A 16,556-nucleotide genomic window follows, 5' to 3' on the forward strand; every position below is an offset into this window, starting at 1 on the left:
GCCGTCAGCATTAAATTGCCATCAGTTGTTTGTACAAACTCAGTGCTTGGCCACTGCCGTGTTGAGTTTCAGGTAGTCCAGCAGAATCCGCCCTGTTTCGCTGAGGTAGGCGTCGTCCTCCGGCTTGGTCTTGTCGTCCTCGGCCGCAATGGCGTCCTCGTCTTCTTTCTTCAGCTCTTTGAGCGGTTCTTCGCCCTTGGCCTTGCGACGGATGTTTTCCATGGTCAGCTGTTTGGCTTCGATGTCGGCGTGCTGGGCGCGACGCTCGACTTCATTGAGGCTGACGGTTTTCTCGGTCATCAGTTTCTGCGCCAGGGCCAGCTTGTCGCGGATGAACACGAACTCCGCATCTTTGGCCGTGCGCACGTCATGCTCGGATTGGAGCTGCGAAATGTACGGTTTGAACGGGTCGAGCGCAGGTTTGATCGCCGCCTTGATGGTGTCCCACGGCATGGCTTCCGGCAGGGCGCTTTCACCGATTTCCTTGGTGTCGATGATCGACGGGTAATCGATGTCCGGCAAGACACCCTGATGCTGGGTGCTCTGCCCGGAAACCCGGTAGAACTTGGCCAGGGTCAGTTTCAGTTCGCCATGGTTGAGCGGCTGAATGGTCTGCACGGTGCCTTTGCCGAAGGTCTGGCCGCCGATGATCAGTGCGCGGTGGTAGTCCTGCATGGCACCGGCAAAAATCTCCGAAGCCGAGGCGGACAGGCGGTTGACCAGCAACGCCATCGGGCCTTTGTAGAACGCGCCCGGGTTTTCATCTTCCAGTACATCGACCCGGCCATCGGCGTTACGCACGAGCACGGTCGGGCCTTTGTCGATGAACAGGCTGGTCAGCTCGGTGGCTTCTTGCAAGGAACCGCCGCCGTTGTTGCGCAAGTCGATGACCACGCCGTCAACTTTCTCTTTCTGCAACTCGGTCAGCAGTTTCTTGACGTCGCGGGTGGTGCTCTTGTAATCCGGGTCGCCGGCACGGAAGGCCTTGAAGTCCAGATAGAACGCCGGGATCTCGATGATGCCGAGCTTGTAGTCCTTGCCGTCCTGCTTGAGGTTCAAGACCGATTTCTTCACGGCCTGATCTTCGAGCTTCACCGCTTCACGGGTGATCGGCACGATCTTGGTGGTCTGGTCGTTCGGCGCATTGCTGGCCGGGATGACTTCCAGGCGCACCACGGTGCCCTTCGGACCACGGATCAGCTTGACCACTTCGTCCAGGCGCCAGCCCACGACGTCGACCATTTCCTTGTTGCCCTGGGCAACGCCGATGATCTTGTCGGCCGGTGCAACCTGCTTGGTCTTGTCCGCCGGACCTGCCGGCACCAGGCGCACGACTTTCACCTGGTCGTTATCGCTCTGCAACACGGCACCGATGCCCTCGAGGGACAGGCTCATGTTGATGTCGAAGTTCTCCGCGTTATCCGGCGACAGATAGTTGGTGTGCGGGTCGTAGGACATGGCGAAGGTGTTGATGTACGCCTGGAAGATGTCTTCCGCGCGGGTCTGGTCCAGGCGCGCCAACTGGTTCTTGTAGCGCTTGGTCAGGGTTTCCTGGATTTGCTTGGAGTCCTTGCCGGCGATCTTCTGACGCAGGACTTCGTCCTTGACGCGTTTGCGCCACAGGTCGTCGAGTTCCGCGGTGGACTTGAGCCAAGGGGCATCCTTGCGATCGATCAGCAAGGTTTCCTTGGTGGTGAAGTCGATCTTGTCGACGCCCTTGTTCAGCTCGGCAAGGGCGAAGTCCAGACGCGCCTTGACGCGGTCCAGGTAGCGCTTGTAGATGGTGAACCCGGCGTTAAGGTCGCCGCTCTTGAGGAAATCGTCGAACTGCGTCTTCCACTTGTCGAATTCGGCAATGTCGCTGGCCATGAAGTAGCTGCGCGACGGATCCAGCAGCTTGAGGTAGCTGTCGTAGATGATCACCGAGCGCGCGTCATCGAGTGGCGGCTTGCTGTAGTGGTGGCGCTTGAGCAACTCCACGACGTTCAGGCTGGCGATCACTTCGTCACGATCGGGTTGAAGCTTGTCCCAGCTATTGGCTGCGAATGTATTGCTCGACATCGGCAGCAAGCCGATACCGATGAACAAGGCGAGGGCAGTGCTGGGGAACAGATGCTTCATGCTGATTCGACGCGGGGACAATTGATAACGCATATTAGGCCGTCTTTGAAGTCGCCGGTTCTTTGGGAGCCGGTCGCATAATGCAAAAAGCCCGGCGCTACAGCTTCGGGCTCAGTCCAGACTCACTATGGAGGCACTGTGAAAGCATTGCAAGGCGTTGACGGTCAAGTGGTGTGGGTTGATGAGCCGAGTCCTACATGCGATGTAGGGCAAGTTCGCATCCGAGTGTCGGCAGCGGGTCTCAATCGCGCCGATTTATTGCAGAAAGCCGGCCTTTACCCGCCACCACCGGGGGCTAGTCAAGTGCTCGGTCTAGAGTGCTCGGGGGTCATCAGCGAGGTGGGCGCCGGGTCCTCCTGGCAGGTTGGTGATCGGGTTTGCGCCTTGCTGGCCGGGGGTGGGATGGCCGAAGAGGTGGTAGTCGACGGGCGGCATGTGCTGCCAGTTCCCGACGAAGTGTCACTGGTCGAGGCGGCTGCATTGCCAGAAGTTTATGCAACAGTCTGGTTGAATTTGTTTCAACTGGCTGCGCTCAAACCGGGTCAGAAAGTGCTTCTGCATGCCGGGGCAAGTGGAATCGGTTCAGCGGCCATTCAGCTGTGCAAGGCGTTCGGCAACCCCTGCTGGGTCAGTGTCGGCTCCGCCGAGCGATTGGCGTACTGCGAAGCACTGGGCGCCCAGGGCGGCGTGTTGCGTAATGGCGATCTGGAGAGCCTGAGGGATCTGGGGCCGTTCGATGTGATTCTCGACCCGGTGGGCGGCAATTACTCGGCATTGAACCTCAAGCTGTTGGCCCAGGATGGCCGCTGGGTATTGATCGGTCTGATGGGCGGCCGTGAGGCCAAACTGGATCTGGCCCAGGTGCTGGCCAAGCGTGTGCAGTTGCTGGGTTCGACCCTGCGCAGCCGTGACGATCAATTCAAGGCCGATCTGTTCAGCGATCTACGCCTGCATGTGTGGCCGCTGTTCGCCGAGGGGCGCTTGAGCCCGCAACTGGCCAGGACATTCCCGATCAAGGATGCCGAGGCAGCGTTTGCCGAGCTGGCGAGCAATACCGTAGCGGGGAAGGTGGTGTTGGTGATTGACGAAAGCCTGAGCTGACAACACAAAAACCTGTAGGAGCGAGCCTGCTCGCGAAAGCGGTGGATCACTCGACGTTAATGTTGACTGACCTTCCGCAATCGCGAGCAGGCTCACTCCTACAAGGGATACGAGTTACTTCCAGAGATGGATCGGCCAGCCCGCCTTTTCAGCCTGCTCGCGCAACACCGGATCCGGGTTCACCACATGCGGATAATCCACCTTCAGCAACAGCGGCAGGTCATTGCGTGAGTCGGAATAGAAACTCGCGCCTTCGAGGTTTTCCTCCTCTGCATCCAGCCACTCCAGCAAACGGGTGATCTTGCCTTCGCGGTAGGTCAGGGTGCCAACGGTATGGCCGGTGTAAACGCCATGGTCCACTTCCAGTTCGATACCGAGAATCTCGTCGATGCCCAGGCGTTCGGCGATGGGGCCGACCAGGTGGGTGCCCGAGGCCGAAATCACCAGAATCCGGTCACCGGCCTTACGATGCGCCGCGATGGTTTTGGTGGCGTCGCTGAAGATGATCGGTTCGACGAAGTCTTCCACCCATGGGCCAACCAGATGCTCGACCTCTGCGGGCGTACGACCGATCAACGGTTCCAGGCTGAAGGCCATGTAGTCCTCCATGGCCAGATGGCCCCTGCCGTACGCATCCATCAACTCCTTGTCGCGACGCAGGAACGATTCGCCATCGACCCAGCCGAGGCGGACCATTTGCTCGCTCCAAAGCGAGGCGCAATCGCCGTGGATCAGGGTTTCGTCCAGATCAAAAATTGCCAGGGCCATCAGTGCAGTTCTCTCTTCAGCGTCAGCAAAGGCATCAGGCTACCTCACACAGGGCCGTCGGATCGATGGAAAGCGCCAGGCGCTGACCATCGGGATGCAGGTCGGCCGCCGAGCGGTTCAGCACATCCACCACCAATTCCACGCCCCGGGCTTCGACCCGGTAGCGAATCACATTGCCCAGCAGGCTGTGGCTGCGTATCTGTGCGTCCAGTTCGCCGTCAAGGCTCAGTTCGATGGCTTCCGGGCGAATGGCGATGCGCTTGCTGATCGGTCGCTGCAGCAGCTTCGAAGCGCTGTCGGCATCCAGCAGGTTGTAGTTGCCGATGAAACCGGCTGCGAACACATCCACCGGTGCGGTGTAGAGGGTTTCGGCGTCGCCGCTCTGTACGATCTTTCCCTGATTCATCAGGAAAATCCGGTCAGACATGGTCAGGGCTTCTTCCTGATCGTGTGTGACGAAAATCGTGGTCAGGCCCAGTTCACGCTGGATCTGACGAATCTGTTCACGCAGGTGTTTGCGAATCCGCGCGTCCAGGGCCGACAGCGGCTCATCCAGCAGCAACAGGCGTGGCCGGGTCACCAGGGAGCGGGCGAGGGCAACGCGCTGGCACTGGCCCCCCGAGAGCTGATGCGGGTAACGCGCGGCAAAGTCATTGAGCTCCACCAGTTTGAGTACTTCGGCGACACGTTTGCGGCTGTCGTCGGCATTGACCTTTTGCATGCGCAGGCCGAAGGCGACGTTCTGTTCCGCGGTCATGTTGGGAAACAGCGCATAGCTCTGGAATACCATGCCGATCCCGCGTTTCTGCGGACTCAGGGGCACGATGTCCTGGCCGTCGAGCAGGATCTTGCCGCCATCCACCGAAGTCAGTCCGGCGATGCAGCGCAGCAGCGTGGATTTGCCGCAACCGGACGGGCCGAGCAGGGTGACGAACTCACCTTTCTGGATTTCGCAATTGATGTCGCTGAACACCGTGGTGCCCGCGAAGCTTTTCTGAAGATGTTGGACGCTGACATAGCTCATTCGCTTTTGTCCCTGTTCAAGATATTGGCAATCCAGGTCAGAACCAGCACAAAGAAGAAGTAGGAGATCACCAGCGCACTGGTGAAATGGCCGCTGCTGTTGCGCATGTTGTTGAGGTAGACCTGCAGGGTTTCGTAGCGGGTACCGACCAGAATGTTGGCGAACACGAACTCACCGAACAGGAACGAGAACGACAGCAGCAACGCCACCATCAGGCCCTTGCGCAGGTTCGGCAGTACCACCAGGAGTGCGGCTTGAAAGGTGCTGGCGCCGAGCAACTGGGCGGCGTCCATCAGGTCGCGCAGGTTGATCGCCTGCAGGTTGTTGGTGATCGCCCGGTACATGAACGGCAGCGCCACGGTGAAGTAGCAACCGATCAGGATCCACGGCGTCCCGACCATGGCGAACGGTCCGGAACCGTAGAGCTGCAACAGCCCCACCGACGACACCACCGGCGGCACGGCGAAGGGCAGCAGGATCAGGATGTTCATCAGCGCGTCGAGTTTCGGGAAGTGGTAATGCACCACGAACAGCAACGGCAGAATCAGCACCACCGAAAGGATCAGCGAACCGACGCAGACCAGCAGCGATTGTCCGAACGCATTCAGGAAGCGCGGATCGCTCCACAGCTGGATGTACCACTTGAGGGTGAAACCGCTGGGCAGGATGGTCGCCGACCAACTACTGGCGATCGAGTAGATCAGCGTGCCGGCCAGCGGCAACAGCAGGATGGCAAACAGCAAGTACACCACGACCCGGTGGTAGACACCGGCGGGCCCCAGTTCAGCGCGTGACATGGTAGCTCCTCTTCAACAGCAACTGATGCACGATGGTCACCAGGGTCATCAAGGCCACCAGCACCACGGCCAGGGCGCTGGCCAGGTTCGGGTCCAGGGAAATGTCACCGGACACCATTGCCGCGATGCGAATCGGCAGCACGTTGAAGTTACCGGTGGTCAAGGCGTACACCGTGGCGTAGGCCCCGAGGGCGTTGGCCAGCAGGATCACGAAGGTGCCCAGCAGTGCCGGCGTCAATACCGGCAAGCCGATGTGCCGCCAGAATTGCCAGCCGCTCGCGCCGAGCAGTGAAGCAGACTCGCGCCAGTCTTCGCGCAGCGCATCGAAGGCCGGGTACAGCAACAGCACGCCGAGGGGAATCTGGAAGTAGGTGTAGAGAATGATCAGTCCGGTTTTCGAGTACAGGTTGAAGTCCTGAATGATGCCGGCCTGCTTGAGCATGATGGTGAAGCTGCCGTTGAAGCCGAGCAGAATGATGAACGCGAAGGCCAGGGGCACACCGGCGAAGTTGCTGGTCATGTTGGCGAAGGCGTTGACGAAGTTGCGCAGTTTCGAATCGACCCGGCGCAGGGAGTAGGCGCCCAGAATTGCGATGACGATCCCGAACACGCTGGACCAGAAGCTGATCTCAAGGCTGTACTGGATGGCCTGCAGGTAAAACTTCGAGCTGAAGATCTTGCTGAAGTTGGCCAGGCCCCAGCCGAATTCTTCCGATTGCAGGCTGTTGATCATCACCCAGGTCAGCGGTGCGATCTCGAACACGATGAAGAACAGCGCGAACGGGACCAGGCATAAGGCTGCCAGCCATTTACTGCGTGTCATGGCATTCACTTCAACAGCTCCCGGCAGACCGGTTTGTCGTGGGGCACGCCGAGCAACTGGCAGACGGTGCCGCAGATCTCGGTCTGTTTCGGCGCGGCACCGGCGTCGAAGCTGAACGCGTCACCGAGAACGAACAGCGGCACCTCACGTTCTTCCGGCAGCAGGCCGTTGTGGGAGCGGTCGTTGTTCATGCCGTGGTCGGCGGTGACCAGCACCTGGTAACCGGCATCGAGCCAGCCTTGCAGGTAGTCGGCCAGGATGATGTCGGCCGAGCGGGCACTGTTGCGGTACTGCGGGGTGTCGAGGCCGTGCTTGTGCCCGGCGTCGTCGATGTTCATCGGGTGGATCAACAGGAAGTTCGGCGTGTGGCGCAGGCGCAGGTTTTCGGCGTCGGCGAACAGGTGCGAGTCCGGGTAGTGATCGTTCCAGTAGAAATGCCCGTGCTGGATCGGCAGTTGCGGGTCATCGGTGTGACGATCCCTGGCCGCGACGAAGGGCGAACGGTTGTACAGCTCGCTGACCCAGTGATAGGCCGCCGCCGCGGTGACAAGACCTGCGTCGGTAGCGTAGTGATAGATGCTGCGCTGATTGGACAGGCGCGAGACGTTGTTGTGGACGATACCGCTGTCGATGGGCGCGACGCCGGTCAGGATGCATTCGTACAGCGGTCGGGACAGGGCAGGCAACTCGCACTCCAGTTTGTAGAGTGCGGCGCGTCCGGCGCCGACGTAAGCCTGCAGGTGCCCCATGGCGTGGCGGGCGACCTCGTAGTTGAGGCCGTCGAGCACGACAAGGATGACGTTGTGCTTCATAGGGGCAAAAACTCCGTGGAACAGGTATTCGGAATTCACTCGGTCCACTGTGGGAGCGAGCCTGCTCGCGATGAGGGACTACCATTCAACATCCATGTTGAATGTCTAATCGCTATCGCGAGCAAGCTCGTTCCCACAGGGATTCTCATTGGCCCATCAAAAAATGGTGGGCCACAGGGTTATTGCATATTGATGATGACTTCTTCCTGCCACTTCTGAGGAAGGGCCTTGGAGGTCTTTTCCCAGGCGTCCGCGTCTTTGATCGGCGTGACCTTCTTGTACTGCTCGTTCGGCAGCAGCTTGGCCTTCACGTCTTCCGGCAGTGTGATGTGCTCGGCACGGATCGGACGGGCGTTGCCTTTGGCCAGGTTGATCTGGCCGGCGTCGCTGAAGATGTATTCGCGGGTCAGCTTGGCGGCGTTCGGGTTTTTCGCGTACTTGTTGATGATGGTGGTGTAGCCGGATATCACCGAGCCGTCGGACGGAATCAGCACCACGTAGTCATCCGGATTGGCCATTTTGGCCTTGTAGCTCAGGCCGTTGAAGTCCCAGACCACGCCGACTTCGATTTCGCCTTTTTCCATGGCACCAATGACCGGGTTGGACATTGACAGGCGACCCTGCTTGGCGATGTCGGCGAACAGATCCAGGGCAGGCTTGAGGTTTTTCTCGTCGCCACCATTGGCCAGTGCCGCCGCCAGAACGCCGTTCGCAGCCTGGGCAGCAGTGCTCACGTCACCGATGGAAACCTTGTACTTGCCGGTCTTGAGGTCTGCCCACTTGGTTGGCACTTCGGAACCGTGCAGCAATTTCTTGTTGACGACGAAAGCGATGGTGCCGGTGTAAGCCAGTGCCCAGTTGCCGTCCTTGTCCTTGGCCCAGGCTGGAATTTGATCCCAGGTCGAAGGCTTGTAAGGCTGGACCACGCCTTGCTTGACCGCGATCGGGCCGAACGCTGCACCGACGTCGCCGATGTCGGCGCTGGCGTTGTCTTTTTCCGCGGCGAACTTGGCGATTTCCTGGGCCGAACTCATGTCGGTGTCGATGTGCTTGAGGCCGTACTTGTCGCTCAGGTCTTTCCAGGTGCCGGCCCAGTTGGCCCAGTCATTGGGCATGCCGACGCTGTTGACGGCGCCTTCCGCTTTTGCAGCGGCTTCCAGGGTTTTCAGATCATCGGCCGCCATGGCGGCGGTGCACATTGCGATGGTCGAGCCTAACAGTGATGCCAGGAAAAACTTTTTCATTCCAAAGCTCCTTGGGTCGTGTTCAACGCTGCGATTGCGGTTCGTGTTGGTCTAGGTCAGCAATACCTGAGCCAATTTAAGGGGGCTGGATGACACTTTGATGTCGCTCGTCGCCCGGAATGACTTTTTGCTCAGCGGTATAGAGACTGGCCTGCTAAGCGTAGACCATGGTCAAGGCCCCGGAAGGCAAGGGACTTGGCCGATGAATTGCAGGTTGTTGAGGGCAGAGGATGGCGACCGTTGGGCAGCTTTGTCACATCGCGGTCATCTGCACTGCCTACGCTTGCAGACTATTGAATGAGCCGGTTTACGCTGTGGTTCTGCCCTGAAATGGTGCTGGTCTAGTCCAGAAAGGAAACATTGATGCGTGAAGAGGCAACAAAAACGGTAACAGCCATCGGCCAGGTGCTTCAGGAGCAGATCGACCACGGACTGTTGACTCCCGGCAGCAAATTGCCGGCCGAGCGCAAGCTCAGTGAATTGTTCGGCACCACGCGGATCACCTTGCGTGAAGCGTTGTTGCAGTTGGAGTCACAGGGTCAGATTTATCGTGAGGAGCGTCGCGGCTGGTTCGTCTCGCCGCCGCGCCTGGCCTACAACCTCATGCAGCGCAGCCACTTTCACGCGATGGTCAGCGCCCAGGGACGGGTGCCGTCCACCGAGGTGATTTCAGCGCGATTGCAACCGGCCTCGGCGGCGGTGTGTGCCTGGCTGCAATTGCCGGCGCTGTCGAGCGTGATTCAGATCTGCCGCTCTCGGCGGATCGACGGGCGACTGGTGTTGTATGTGGAGCACTATCTGAACCCGCAGTACTTTCCCGGGATCCTCGATTTCGATTTGAATCAGTCGATCACCGAGTTGTATGCACGGCATTACGACTTGCACTACGGGCGGGTGCGCTTCGAGATTGTGCCCACGGCGTTGTCAGTGGATGCGGCGGCGGCGTTGAAGGTATCGGTGGGCAGTCCGGGCCTGCGGATTGCCCGGGTCAACTATGACCAGCATGAACGCCTGATCGACTGCGATCTGGAGTTCTGGCGACATGATGCGATTCATGTCGGTGTGGATGTGGTTTGATTCTGCTTCAGTTGTTCGTGAAGTAAGCGTGAGCTAAGGCGCGGCAAGTGCGTGTTTGATCTGATGGTTAAATATTGATATTAATTAATGCGCTGTTTTGCTGTTTTTGTTTGTGTTTTCTGAGTAGGTTTAGGGGCGCCGCTACACAGGCGGTATTGGAGCTATTTATATAAGGATATTGTTATGACAGCATCGACTTTTTCATTTTCTGCCACCCTGCATATTTCCGGGTACCCGGTCAGGGTGCTGGAAAATGGAAGTATAGGAACGCAATGGAACGGTGGCGAACCAACACTGTTTTATTTTAATTTTGTAGGTAGTTACTGCAGTATCTATGTGGCTGGGGAGCAGGCTGCCTGCGTAAGTTGCGATGAGAGAGGGTATCTGGTGCTACGCGCTCAGCCGACAATTTTTCATCTGCAAGATACCGAGACGGGCTCAATGGAGTGGAGTGGTGTTGCCGCTGGGAGCGCTTTGATTAATCTGTCTACAGTTTACGGTGGGCCGGTTCTGCAGTTTGGTGGGGATGATGCTTTCAATGATAGAGATACACTCTATAACTTTCTGATAGCCGCCCAGAAAGTCAAGGTAGAGACCATTCGGGACACTGTTAAATATATAGTGCCAAGCGGGGAGGATAGCTGGAAAAGTATTTCTGAAAAACAATCATACTCTCCAAAGCCAGTGTCGATTGGGCTGAGCATTAAAAATATTGGAGTACCCGGCTCTTGAAGTTGATGCCTGGCAAATCGTAATGCTCTTTAAGGTGAAATCAGGCAGCGTTGGGTTATTCCCATGCTGCCTTTTCGTTTGATTACTCTTGTGACCCTGTGCCGGCTGTCATCACCTGCACGCTCATTCGCGGCATCGCCAGATCCAGCCCAGCCTCATCCATATGCCGTTTCAGTGACAGATTGAACGCCCGCGAAACCTCCCACTGCTTGATCGGTGCGGTCTTGAAGCGGGCGCGCAGGATCGCATTGCCCGACTCGAAACTTTCCACCCCCTGGAACTCCAGCGGCGACCAGATATTGCGCCGCTGCAGTGGATCGGTGCGCATTTTCTGGCCGACTTCGCGCATCAGTTTGATGGCATTGTCGATGTCCATGTTGGCCGGCACCGCGACCCGGAAGATCGCGTAGCCGAATTCCCGGGAGTAGTTCTTGATGCTTTTGATTTCACTGAACGGAATGGTGTGAACGATGCCGTCGATGTCCCGCAGACGCACGGTGCGGATGGTAAGGCCTTCGACCGTGCCGAGATGGCCGCCGACATCCACGTAGTCGTCGATGGCCAGGGAGTCTTCGATGATGATGAACAACCCGGTAATCAGGTCGGCTACCAGCGACTGCGCACCAAAACCGATGGCCAGACCGATCACGCCGGCACCGGCCAGCAGGGGCGTGACGTTCATGCCCATGTTCGCCAGGGCGACAATCAGCGCGATGATAAAAATCGCGATGAACAGCACGTTGCGAATCAGCGGCATCATTGTCTGTGCGCGGGCGTTGGCCAGGCCTTTGCGCGAGCGGGTCAGCGCGTGATGCACCGCGGTATCGCTGAGAATCCAGATCAGCCAGGCGAACAGCAATGTGCCGGCGAGGCTGAACAGTTTGACACTGACTTCGTGGCCGTCGCCTTCGGTAAAGCGGATTAACGACATGCCCCAGACCCGCAGGCCAAGTTCGATGAAGGCCAGCCACACCAACAGGTGAACGATGGTGTAGAAGAAGTTTTTCAGCCGTTCCGAATACACGGCGTAGCGCCGGATACCGCCTTGGGGTTTGAGGCCTTGGCGGCGTACCAGTCCGTTGATGACCATGCACAGCACCAGCAAGACGGTGCAGATAAGCGACTGGCGCAGGGCGGTGCTGGTGTCGCCGGCGGAAATGAACGTTGCGAACAGGGAGATGGCCACCAGCACCAGCGCCGGCACGTACCAGAAGGTGCCGAGAATCGACAGGGTGTCGTTGAGCGCGCGGCGAGTCAGGCGCCGGGACAACGGCTGGTTGCGGATCAGGTGGGCGATCGGCCGGCGGAAACGCAGGATGAAGCGCCCCGTGGAGAGCGCTGCCAGGACATTGGCAACTGTTGCGGCGGTGTGGGCCAGATGGCTGCCGAGGCTGTTGACCAGTTGCGGATCGCTCAGTGCTTCGCCAAACGCGGCAAAGCTGCCGATCAGCCACAGCGGTCGAAACGCCTGGTGCCGCAGGATGTACAAGGCGCGGTGGCGGTGTGGGCCGTCGAGCAGGGAAAAGGCAATCACGCAGATGGCGGAGAAGCAGGTGCCGACCACCAGTGCATAGGCCAGCACCATCGCCAGGCTCTTGCCCAGGGACGAGGGCAGGGCGTAGCTCATGTAAACCGTGATCACCAGGGCGATCAGCCATGGCCCGAGTTTGCGCAGGGCAAAACGCAGCATGTCCAGGGCCCGGGGGTGTTGCGGCAGTTCTTCGGTCAGGCCGAAACGCATCCGCACGCGGTGGCTGATCCAGATCAGGGCGGCGGCCAGCAGGCTCCAGACCATCAGGATCATGGCGAAGGCGAACAGCATGGGCAGCCATTCATTGGCCGGCAGCGCCAGCGCCGCCAGTTCTTCCCTGGCCTGATCGAACTCACTGGACCAGCGCGTGAGCGGACTGTCGTCGCCGGTAAATTTCTTCTCGATAGTGGTCAGGGTTCCGCCAATCAGGCTCAGCACGCCTTCTTCGGTAATCGGCTGGGCCTGTTTGGTGGTGTCGCGGAGCTTTTTCAGGTCGGCCAGCAGCTTGCTGCGTTGCTGGTCGTTTTCCAGCGACTTGATCACTTCGTCCAGGGATTGCCCCAGCGGTTCCTGTGCTTCGGGCTGGGCCTTGGCCTGGTTGTTGAGCAGGCCCGGCAGGCCGGCCGCCTGGGCCGGCGCGACTGACAGCAGCGTCATCAGGCAGACAAGGACAATACACGGGAGGGCAGAAAGACGAGCGAACACTAGGCGGTCAACCTCGCAGGGAGCGGATCGACCGAGTGTACGAGCCCGTCAAAATCAATGCGAGCCAAGGGTGATGAATTATTCGTTGAGTTTGGCGAGGATCTTGATCACCACGGTCGCGAGAATGGTCAGCATGCCGATCCACATGGCAAACACGCCGGCATTTTTATCGCGAAAGTTGAAACCGATGGCCAGCAGGAGCATCCCGGCAAGAATCGGAATCAACATGGCGTGGAAGGTAGACATCGAAATCATGGAGACAGCCTTGTCGAAGGGATACTTGAAGTCTAGGCCGCTTTTGATGCGGCTGGTGTGATGTGTGCAGGAACGAGCTTGCTCGCGATGGGCGTGAACGATGATGGGGACTGCCTGAATGAGCGCGGCGCCCTGACGTTCTTCGCGAGCAAGCTCGCTCCTACAGGGTTGTTACGGCAACTCGCGGCAGGCGTAGAACGCGCTCAGCACCTTGATCAGATGCGCCAGGTCGTGGCTGCCGCACAGTTCGCGGATCGAGTGCATGGCGAACGTCGGCAGGCCGATGTCCACGGTGCGCACACCCAGGTGGCTGGCGGTGATCGGGCCGATGGTCGAACCACAGCCCATGTCGCTGCGCACCACGAAGCTTTGCACCGGTACTTCTTCAGCCATGCACAGGTGACGGAAGAACCCGGCGGTTTCGCTGTTGGTGGCGTAGCGCTGGTTGCTGTTGACCTTGATCACCGGGCCGGCATTGAGTTTCGGGCCGTGGTTGGCGTCGTGCTTGTCGGCGTAGTTCGGATGCACGCCGTGGGCGTTGTCAGCCGACACCAGCAGGGATTTCTGAATGGTGCGTACGAATTCATCACCTTCAGGCAGCAGGCGGCGTAAGGTTTGCTCGAGCATCGGGCCGTCGGCGCCGCAGGCCGAGCAGGAACCGACTTCTTCGTGGTCGTTGCAGACGAGCACGCAGGTTTCGTCGGTCTCGGCCGTCAGCAGCGCTTGCAGGCCGGCGTAGCACGACAGCAGGTTGTCCAGGCGTGCGCCGGCGATGAAGTCGCCATGCAGGCCAATGACCGCAGCGCTTTGGGTGTCATAAAAACTCAGCTCGTAATCGAGCACCACGTCGGCATTCAGGCCGTGTTCGCGGGCGAGCTGGTCGGTAAGCACCGCGCGGAAGTCCACGCGCTCGTCACCGGCAAATTGCGCGAGGATCGGCGGCAGTTCGGTCTGGGCGTTGATGGCCCAACCCATGTTGGCTTCACGGTTGAGGTGGATCGCCAGGTTCGGAATGATCGCGACCGGAGCCTTGAAGTCGATCAACTGGCTCTCGACCTTGCCATCACGACGGAAGGTTACGCGGCCTGCCAGAGACAGGTCACGGTCGAACCATGGTGCCAGCAGCGCGCCGCCATAGACTTCGACGCCCAGTTGCCAGAAGCCCTGGCGTTGCAGTTCCGGTTGCGGCTTGACGCGCAGGCACGGGCTGTCCGTGTGGGCGCCGACCAGACGAATGCCGCCGTGCAGCGGTGAATGGCGGCCCATCTTGATCGCGACAATCGAAGAGTCGTTGCGGGTGACGTAGTAGCGACCGTTGGCTTCGGTATTCCACGGCTCGCGCTCGTCGAGGCGTTGATAGCCTGCCGCTTCCAGACGATGGACAAGGCTGGCGGTGGCATGGAACGGGGTAGGGGAGGCCTTGAGGAAATCGATCAGGCCTTGGTTCAACTCTTCGCGCATAAGGTAGCTCCAGACAGCAGTGGCGCCAGTTTAACGTATTGGCCTGGTAAATGGCGTCGCACTGAATGTAGGGCTGGTCATCGAAATTGAATCTGGAGGAGATCCCTGTGGGAGCGAGCTTGCTCGCGATAGCGTCGGCCCATCCAACATTGATGTGACTGAAAGGCCGCTATCGCGAGCAGGCTCGCTCCCACAGGGTCTTGCGTAAAGTGCCTAGAAAGGTGCCGGGCACTCGAAGCGCAGGCGCTCGCCACTTTGCGGGTGGGTGAAGCTGAGCATGCTTGCGTGCAGGCACAATCGCGGCCAGGCCGCCAGCGCCTGTTCATGGGCATAGAGGCCGTCACCCAGCAGCGGATGGCCAATCGAGAGCATGTGTACGCGCAACTGGTGGGAGCGGCCGGTGATCGGTGTCAGCTCGACGCGGCACCAGTCGCCGCAACGTTCGAGCACGCGCCAGAAGGTCAGCGCATGTTTGCCGAACTCATGGTCGACCACGTGGCGCGGCTTGGTCGGCGGGTCGTAACGCAAGGGCAGGTCGATGCTGCCGCTGTCCAGTTCCGGCTGACCCCAGCACAGGGCGGTGTAGGCCTTTTCGGTTTCCCGGTCGTGAAACTGCCGGGACAGTTCGCGATGGGTGTCCGGGTCGCGGGCCAGCAGGATGATGCCGGACGTCTCCCAGTCCAGCCGGTGGACGATTCGCGCTTCCGGGTAGCCGTTTTCCTGCAGGCGGGTAATCAGGCAGTCCTTGTTGTCATCGGCCCGGCCAGGGACAGAGAGCAACAGGGTCGGTTTGTTCACCACCAGTACGGCGGCATCCTGATGGATGATGTGGATGTTGGACAACGGCATTAAAACAGCCTCGTAACAAACGCCAACGGCGGCTGTAGGAGCGAGTTTGCTCGCGATGGTGTGTCAGCGAAATCAATGTGGCTGACACACCATCGCGAGCAAGCTCGCTCCTACAACCGCCGTGGCTCCTGGCGGATCGACTCAGCGATCAGGCAGGGTGATATTGAGTTCCAGAATCGAGCAACTGCCCTGGCTTTCCAGTGCGACATGCACGTCATCGGACCCGATATTGACGTACTTGCGGATCACCTCGACCAGTTCCTTCTGCAAGGCCGGCAGGTAGTCCGGGGTACTGCGTTGGCCGCGTTCGTGCGCCACGATGATCTGTAGACGCTCTTTCGCTACCGACGCGGTGCTTTGCTTTTTGTTGGCACGAAAGAAGTCAAAAAGGTTCATTGCTTAGTTGCCTCCAAACAGGCGCTCGAAGAATCCCTTCTTCTGTACATCGAGGAATCGATGATCCACGGTTTTGCCCAGCAGGCGGTCAACGGTATCGCTGTAGGCCTGGCCGGCATCGCTCTGGTCGTCGAGAATCACCGGAACACCCTGGTTGGATGCCTTGAGCACCGCCTGGGATTCAGGGATCACGCCGAGCAGGGTCACCGAAAGGATTTCCTTGACGTCTTCTACGCCGAGCATTTCGCCTTTGCTCACACGTTCCGGGTGATAACGGGTAATCAGCAGGTGTTCCTTGATCGGGTCTTCGCCACGTTCGGCGCGACGGGACTTGCTCGCCAGCAGGCCGAGCATGCGGTCGGAGTCACGTACCGAGGAGACTTCCGGGTTGGTCACGACGATCGCTTCATCGGCGAAGTACATGGCCAGGTGGGCGCCTTTCTCGATGCCCGCCGGGGAGTCGCAGACCACGAACTCAAAGTCTTCCTTGAGTTGCATCAGGACTTTTTCCACGCCTTCGACGGTCAGCGCGTCTTTGTCGCGGGTCTGGCTGGCGGCCAGCACGTAGAGGTTTTCCAGGCGCTTGTCTTTGATCAGGGCCTGTTGCAGGTTGGCTTCGCCGTTGACCACGTTGACGAAGTCATACACCACGCGGCGCTCGCAACCCATGATCAGGTCGAGGTTACGCAAGCCCACGTCGAAGTCGACGATCACTGTTTTGTGGCCGCGCAGAGCGAGGCCGGTACCGATAGCGGCGCTGGTGGTGGTCTTACCCACACCACCCTTGCCGGATGTAACCACGAGAATCTTGGCCAAGGTGTTTCACCCCTAAGGAAAAAGGACTTTTCAGTCCCTGAAAA

Annotated in this window: 16 protein-coding genes; 3 read left to right on the forward strand and 13 right to left on the reverse strand. The window is 59.3% G+C overall.

What is annotated here, in order from left to right; translation table 11 throughout:
• Positions 1-39: 39 nt before the first annotated feature.
• Positions 40-2,121 (reverse strand): carboxy terminal-processing peptidase, encoded by a 2,082-nt coding sequence (locus tag ACM6J5_RS22085; protein ID WP_172435380.1) that lies wholly within the window; start codon positions 2,119-2,121, stop codon positions 40-42.
• A gap of 138 nt (positions 2,122-2,259) precedes the next feature.
• Here ACM6J5_RS22085 and ACM6J5_RS22090 point away from each other — a divergent pair, with 138 nt between their 5' ends.
• Positions 2,260-3,222, forward strand: a complete 963-nt coding sequence (locus ACM6J5_RS22090; protein ID WP_414929343.1) for a zinc-binding dehydrogenase — start codon at positions 2,260-2,262, stop codon at positions 3,220-3,222.
• 114 nt (positions 3,223-3,336) lie between these two features.
• On the opposite strand, the gene ACM6J5_RS22095 is transcribed toward ACM6J5_RS22090, so the two are convergent.
• From ACM6J5_RS22095 to ACM6J5_RS22120, 6 genes are all read right to left on the reverse strand, one after another.
• Entirely contained in the window at positions 3,337-3,990 is a 654-nt protein-coding gene (locus ACM6J5_RS22095) for an HAD family hydrolase (RefSeq protein ID WP_095945207.1), read from the reverse strand.
• Positions 3,991-4,024: 34 nt separating this feature from the next.
• Positions 4,025-5,014, reverse strand: coding sequence for an ABC transporter ATP-binding protein (locus ACM6J5_RS22100; RefSeq protein WP_414929344.1), 990 nt, complete (start codon positions 5,012-5,014; stop codon positions 4,025-4,027).
• Positions 5,011-5,811, reverse strand: coding sequence for an ABC transporter permease (locus tag ACM6J5_RS22105; protein WP_095945209.1), 801 nt, complete (start codon positions 5,809-5,811; stop codon positions 5,011-5,013). Before ACM6J5_RS22105 ends, ACM6J5_RS22100 begins: the two co-directional genes overlap by 4 nt.
• Positions 5,798-6,634: an ABC transporter permease gene (locus tag ACM6J5_RS22110; protein WP_172435381.1), complete on the reverse strand. Its 837-nt coding sequence runs from the start codon at positions 6,632-6,634 to the stop codon at positions 5,798-5,800. The genes ACM6J5_RS22105 and ACM6J5_RS22110 overlap by 14 nt, the downstream gene beginning before the upstream one ends.
• Positions 6,635-6,639: 5 nt before the next feature.
• Complete coding sequence (locus tag ACM6J5_RS22115; protein WP_414929345.1) at positions 6,640-7,446, reverse strand: alkaline phosphatase family protein; 807 nt, start codon at positions 7,444-7,446, stop codon at positions 6,640-6,642.
• A gap of 179 nt (positions 7,447-7,625) precedes the next feature.
• Complete coding sequence (locus ACM6J5_RS22120; RefSeq protein ID WP_095945212.1) at positions 7,626-8,690, reverse strand: ABC transporter substrate-binding protein; 1,065 nt, start codon at positions 8,688-8,690, stop codon at positions 7,626-7,628.
• A 363-nt stretch (positions 8,691-9,053) separates the two neighbouring features.
• On the opposite strand from ACM6J5_RS22120, the gene ACM6J5_RS22125 reads away from it, so the two are divergent.
• Positions 9,054-9,767 (forward strand): UTRA domain-containing protein, encoded by a 714-nt coding sequence (locus tag ACM6J5_RS22125; protein ID WP_095945213.1) that lies wholly within the window; start codon positions 9,054-9,056, stop codon positions 9,765-9,767.
• A gap of 183 nt (positions 9,768-9,950) precedes the next feature.
• Entirely contained in the window at positions 9,951-10,499 is a 549-nt protein-coding gene (locus ACM6J5_RS22130; protein ID WP_095945214.1) for a hypothetical protein, read from the forward strand.
• Between the two features lie 82 nt (positions 10,500-10,581).
• Here ACM6J5_RS22130 and ACM6J5_RS22135 read toward each other — a convergent pair whose 3' ends face one another.
• The 6 genes from ACM6J5_RS22135 to minD all read right to left on the reverse strand — a co-directional run bounded on the left by ACM6J5_RS22135 (position 10,582) and on the right by minD (position 16,512).
• Positions 10,582-12,687 (reverse strand): mechanosensitive ion channel domain-containing protein, encoded by a 2,106-nt coding sequence (locus ACM6J5_RS22135; RefSeq protein ID WP_414929346.1) that lies wholly within the window; start codon positions 12,685-12,687, stop codon positions 10,582-10,584.
• Positions 12,688-12,813: 126 nt separating this feature from the next.
• On the reverse strand, positions 12,814-12,990 hold the full coding sequence (locus ACM6J5_RS22140; RefSeq protein ID WP_172435382.1) for a hypothetical protein: 177 nt from the start codon (positions 12,988-12,990) through the stop codon (positions 12,814-12,816).
• A 171-nt stretch (positions 12,991-13,161) separates the two neighbouring features.
• Positions 13,162-14,451, reverse strand: coding sequence for a M18 family aminopeptidase (locus tag ACM6J5_RS22145; protein WP_095945216.1), 1,290 nt, complete (start codon positions 14,449-14,451; stop codon positions 13,162-13,164).
• A gap of 213 nt (positions 14,452-14,664) precedes the next feature.
• On the reverse strand, positions 14,665-15,300 hold the full coding sequence (locus tag ACM6J5_RS22150) for an RluA family pseudouridine synthase (protein WP_046037585.1): 636 nt from the start codon (positions 15,298-15,300) through the stop codon (positions 14,665-14,667).
• 141 nt (positions 15,301-15,441) lie between these two features.
• Positions 15,442-15,696, reverse strand: coding sequence for a cell division topological specificity factor MinE (minE, locus tag ACM6J5_RS22155; protein ID WP_007974947.1), 255 nt, complete (start codon positions 15,694-15,696; stop codon positions 15,442-15,444).
• 3 nt (positions 15,697-15,699) lie between these two features.
• The gene (gene minD / locus ACM6J5_RS22160) at positions 15,700-16,512 is read right to left on the reverse strand and encodes a septum site-determining protein MinD (RefSeq protein WP_007974946.1); all 813 of its coding nucleotides are present in this window, start codon (positions 16,510-16,512) and stop codon (positions 15,700-15,702) included.
• Between the last annotated feature and the right edge of the window lie 44 nt (positions 16,513-16,556).

Source organism: Pseudomonas sp. IT-P74, assembly GCF_949768175.1.
Taxonomy (GTDB): Bacteria; Pseudomonadota; Gammaproteobacteria; order Pseudomonadales; family Pseudomonadaceae; genus Aquipseudomonas.

Excerpts from the sequence above, each read along its gene's own strand:
- ACM6J5_RS22085 (WP_172435380.1), bottom strand. The coding sequence starts at position 2,121 with ATGAAGCATCTGTTCCCCAGCACTGCCCTCGCCTTGTTCATCGGTATC.
- ACM6J5_RS22095 (WP_095945207.1), bottom strand. The coding sequence starts at position 3,990 with ATGGCCCTGGCAATTTTTGATCTGGACGAAACCCTGATCCACGGCGAT.
- ACM6J5_RS22100 (WP_414929344.1), bottom strand. The coding sequence starts at position 5,014 with ATGAGCTATGTCAGCGTCCAACATCTTCAGAAAAGCTTCGCGGGCACC.
- ACM6J5_RS22105 (WP_095945209.1), bottom strand. The coding sequence starts at position 5,811 with ATGTCACGCGCTGAACTGGGGCCCGCCGGTGTCTACCACCGGGTCGTG.
- ACM6J5_RS22110 (WP_172435381.1), bottom strand. The coding sequence starts at position 6,634 with ATGACACGCAGTAAATGGCTGGCAGCCTTATGCCTGGTCCCGTTCGCG.
- ACM6J5_RS22115 (WP_414929345.1), bottom strand. The coding sequence starts at position 7,446 with ATGAAGCACAACGTCATCCTTGTCGTGCTCGACGGCCTCAACTACGAG.
- ACM6J5_RS22120 (WP_095945212.1), bottom strand. The coding sequence starts at position 8,690 with ATGAAAAAGTTTTTCCTGGCATCACTGTTAGGCTCGACCATCGCAATG.
- ACM6J5_RS22125 (WP_095945213.1), top strand. The coding sequence starts at position 9,054 with ATGCGTGAAGAGGCAACAAAAACGGTAACAGCCATCGGCCAGGTGCTT.
- ACM6J5_RS22130 (WP_095945214.1), top strand. The coding sequence starts at position 9,951 with ATGACAGCATCGACTTTTTCATTTTCTGCCACCCTGCATATTTCCGGG.
- ACM6J5_RS22135 (WP_414929346.1), bottom strand. The coding sequence starts at position 12,687 with ATGACGCTGCTGTCAGTCGCGCCGGCCCAGGCGGCCGGCCTGCCGGGC.
- ACM6J5_RS22140 (WP_172435382.1), bottom strand. The coding sequence starts at position 12,990 with ATGATTTCGATGTCTACCTTCCACGCCATGTTGATTCCGATTCTTGCC.
- ACM6J5_RS22145 (WP_095945216.1), bottom strand. The coding sequence starts at position 14,451 with ATGCGCGAAGAGTTGAACCAAGGCCTGATCGATTTCCTCAAGGCCTCC.
- ACM6J5_RS22150 (WP_046037585.1), bottom strand. The coding sequence starts at position 15,300 with ATGCCGTTGTCCAACATCCACATCATCCATCAGGATGCCGCCGTACTG.
- minE (WP_007974947.1), bottom strand. The coding sequence starts at position 15,696 with ATGAACCTTTTTGACTTCTTTCGTGCCAACAAAAAGCAAAGCACCGCG.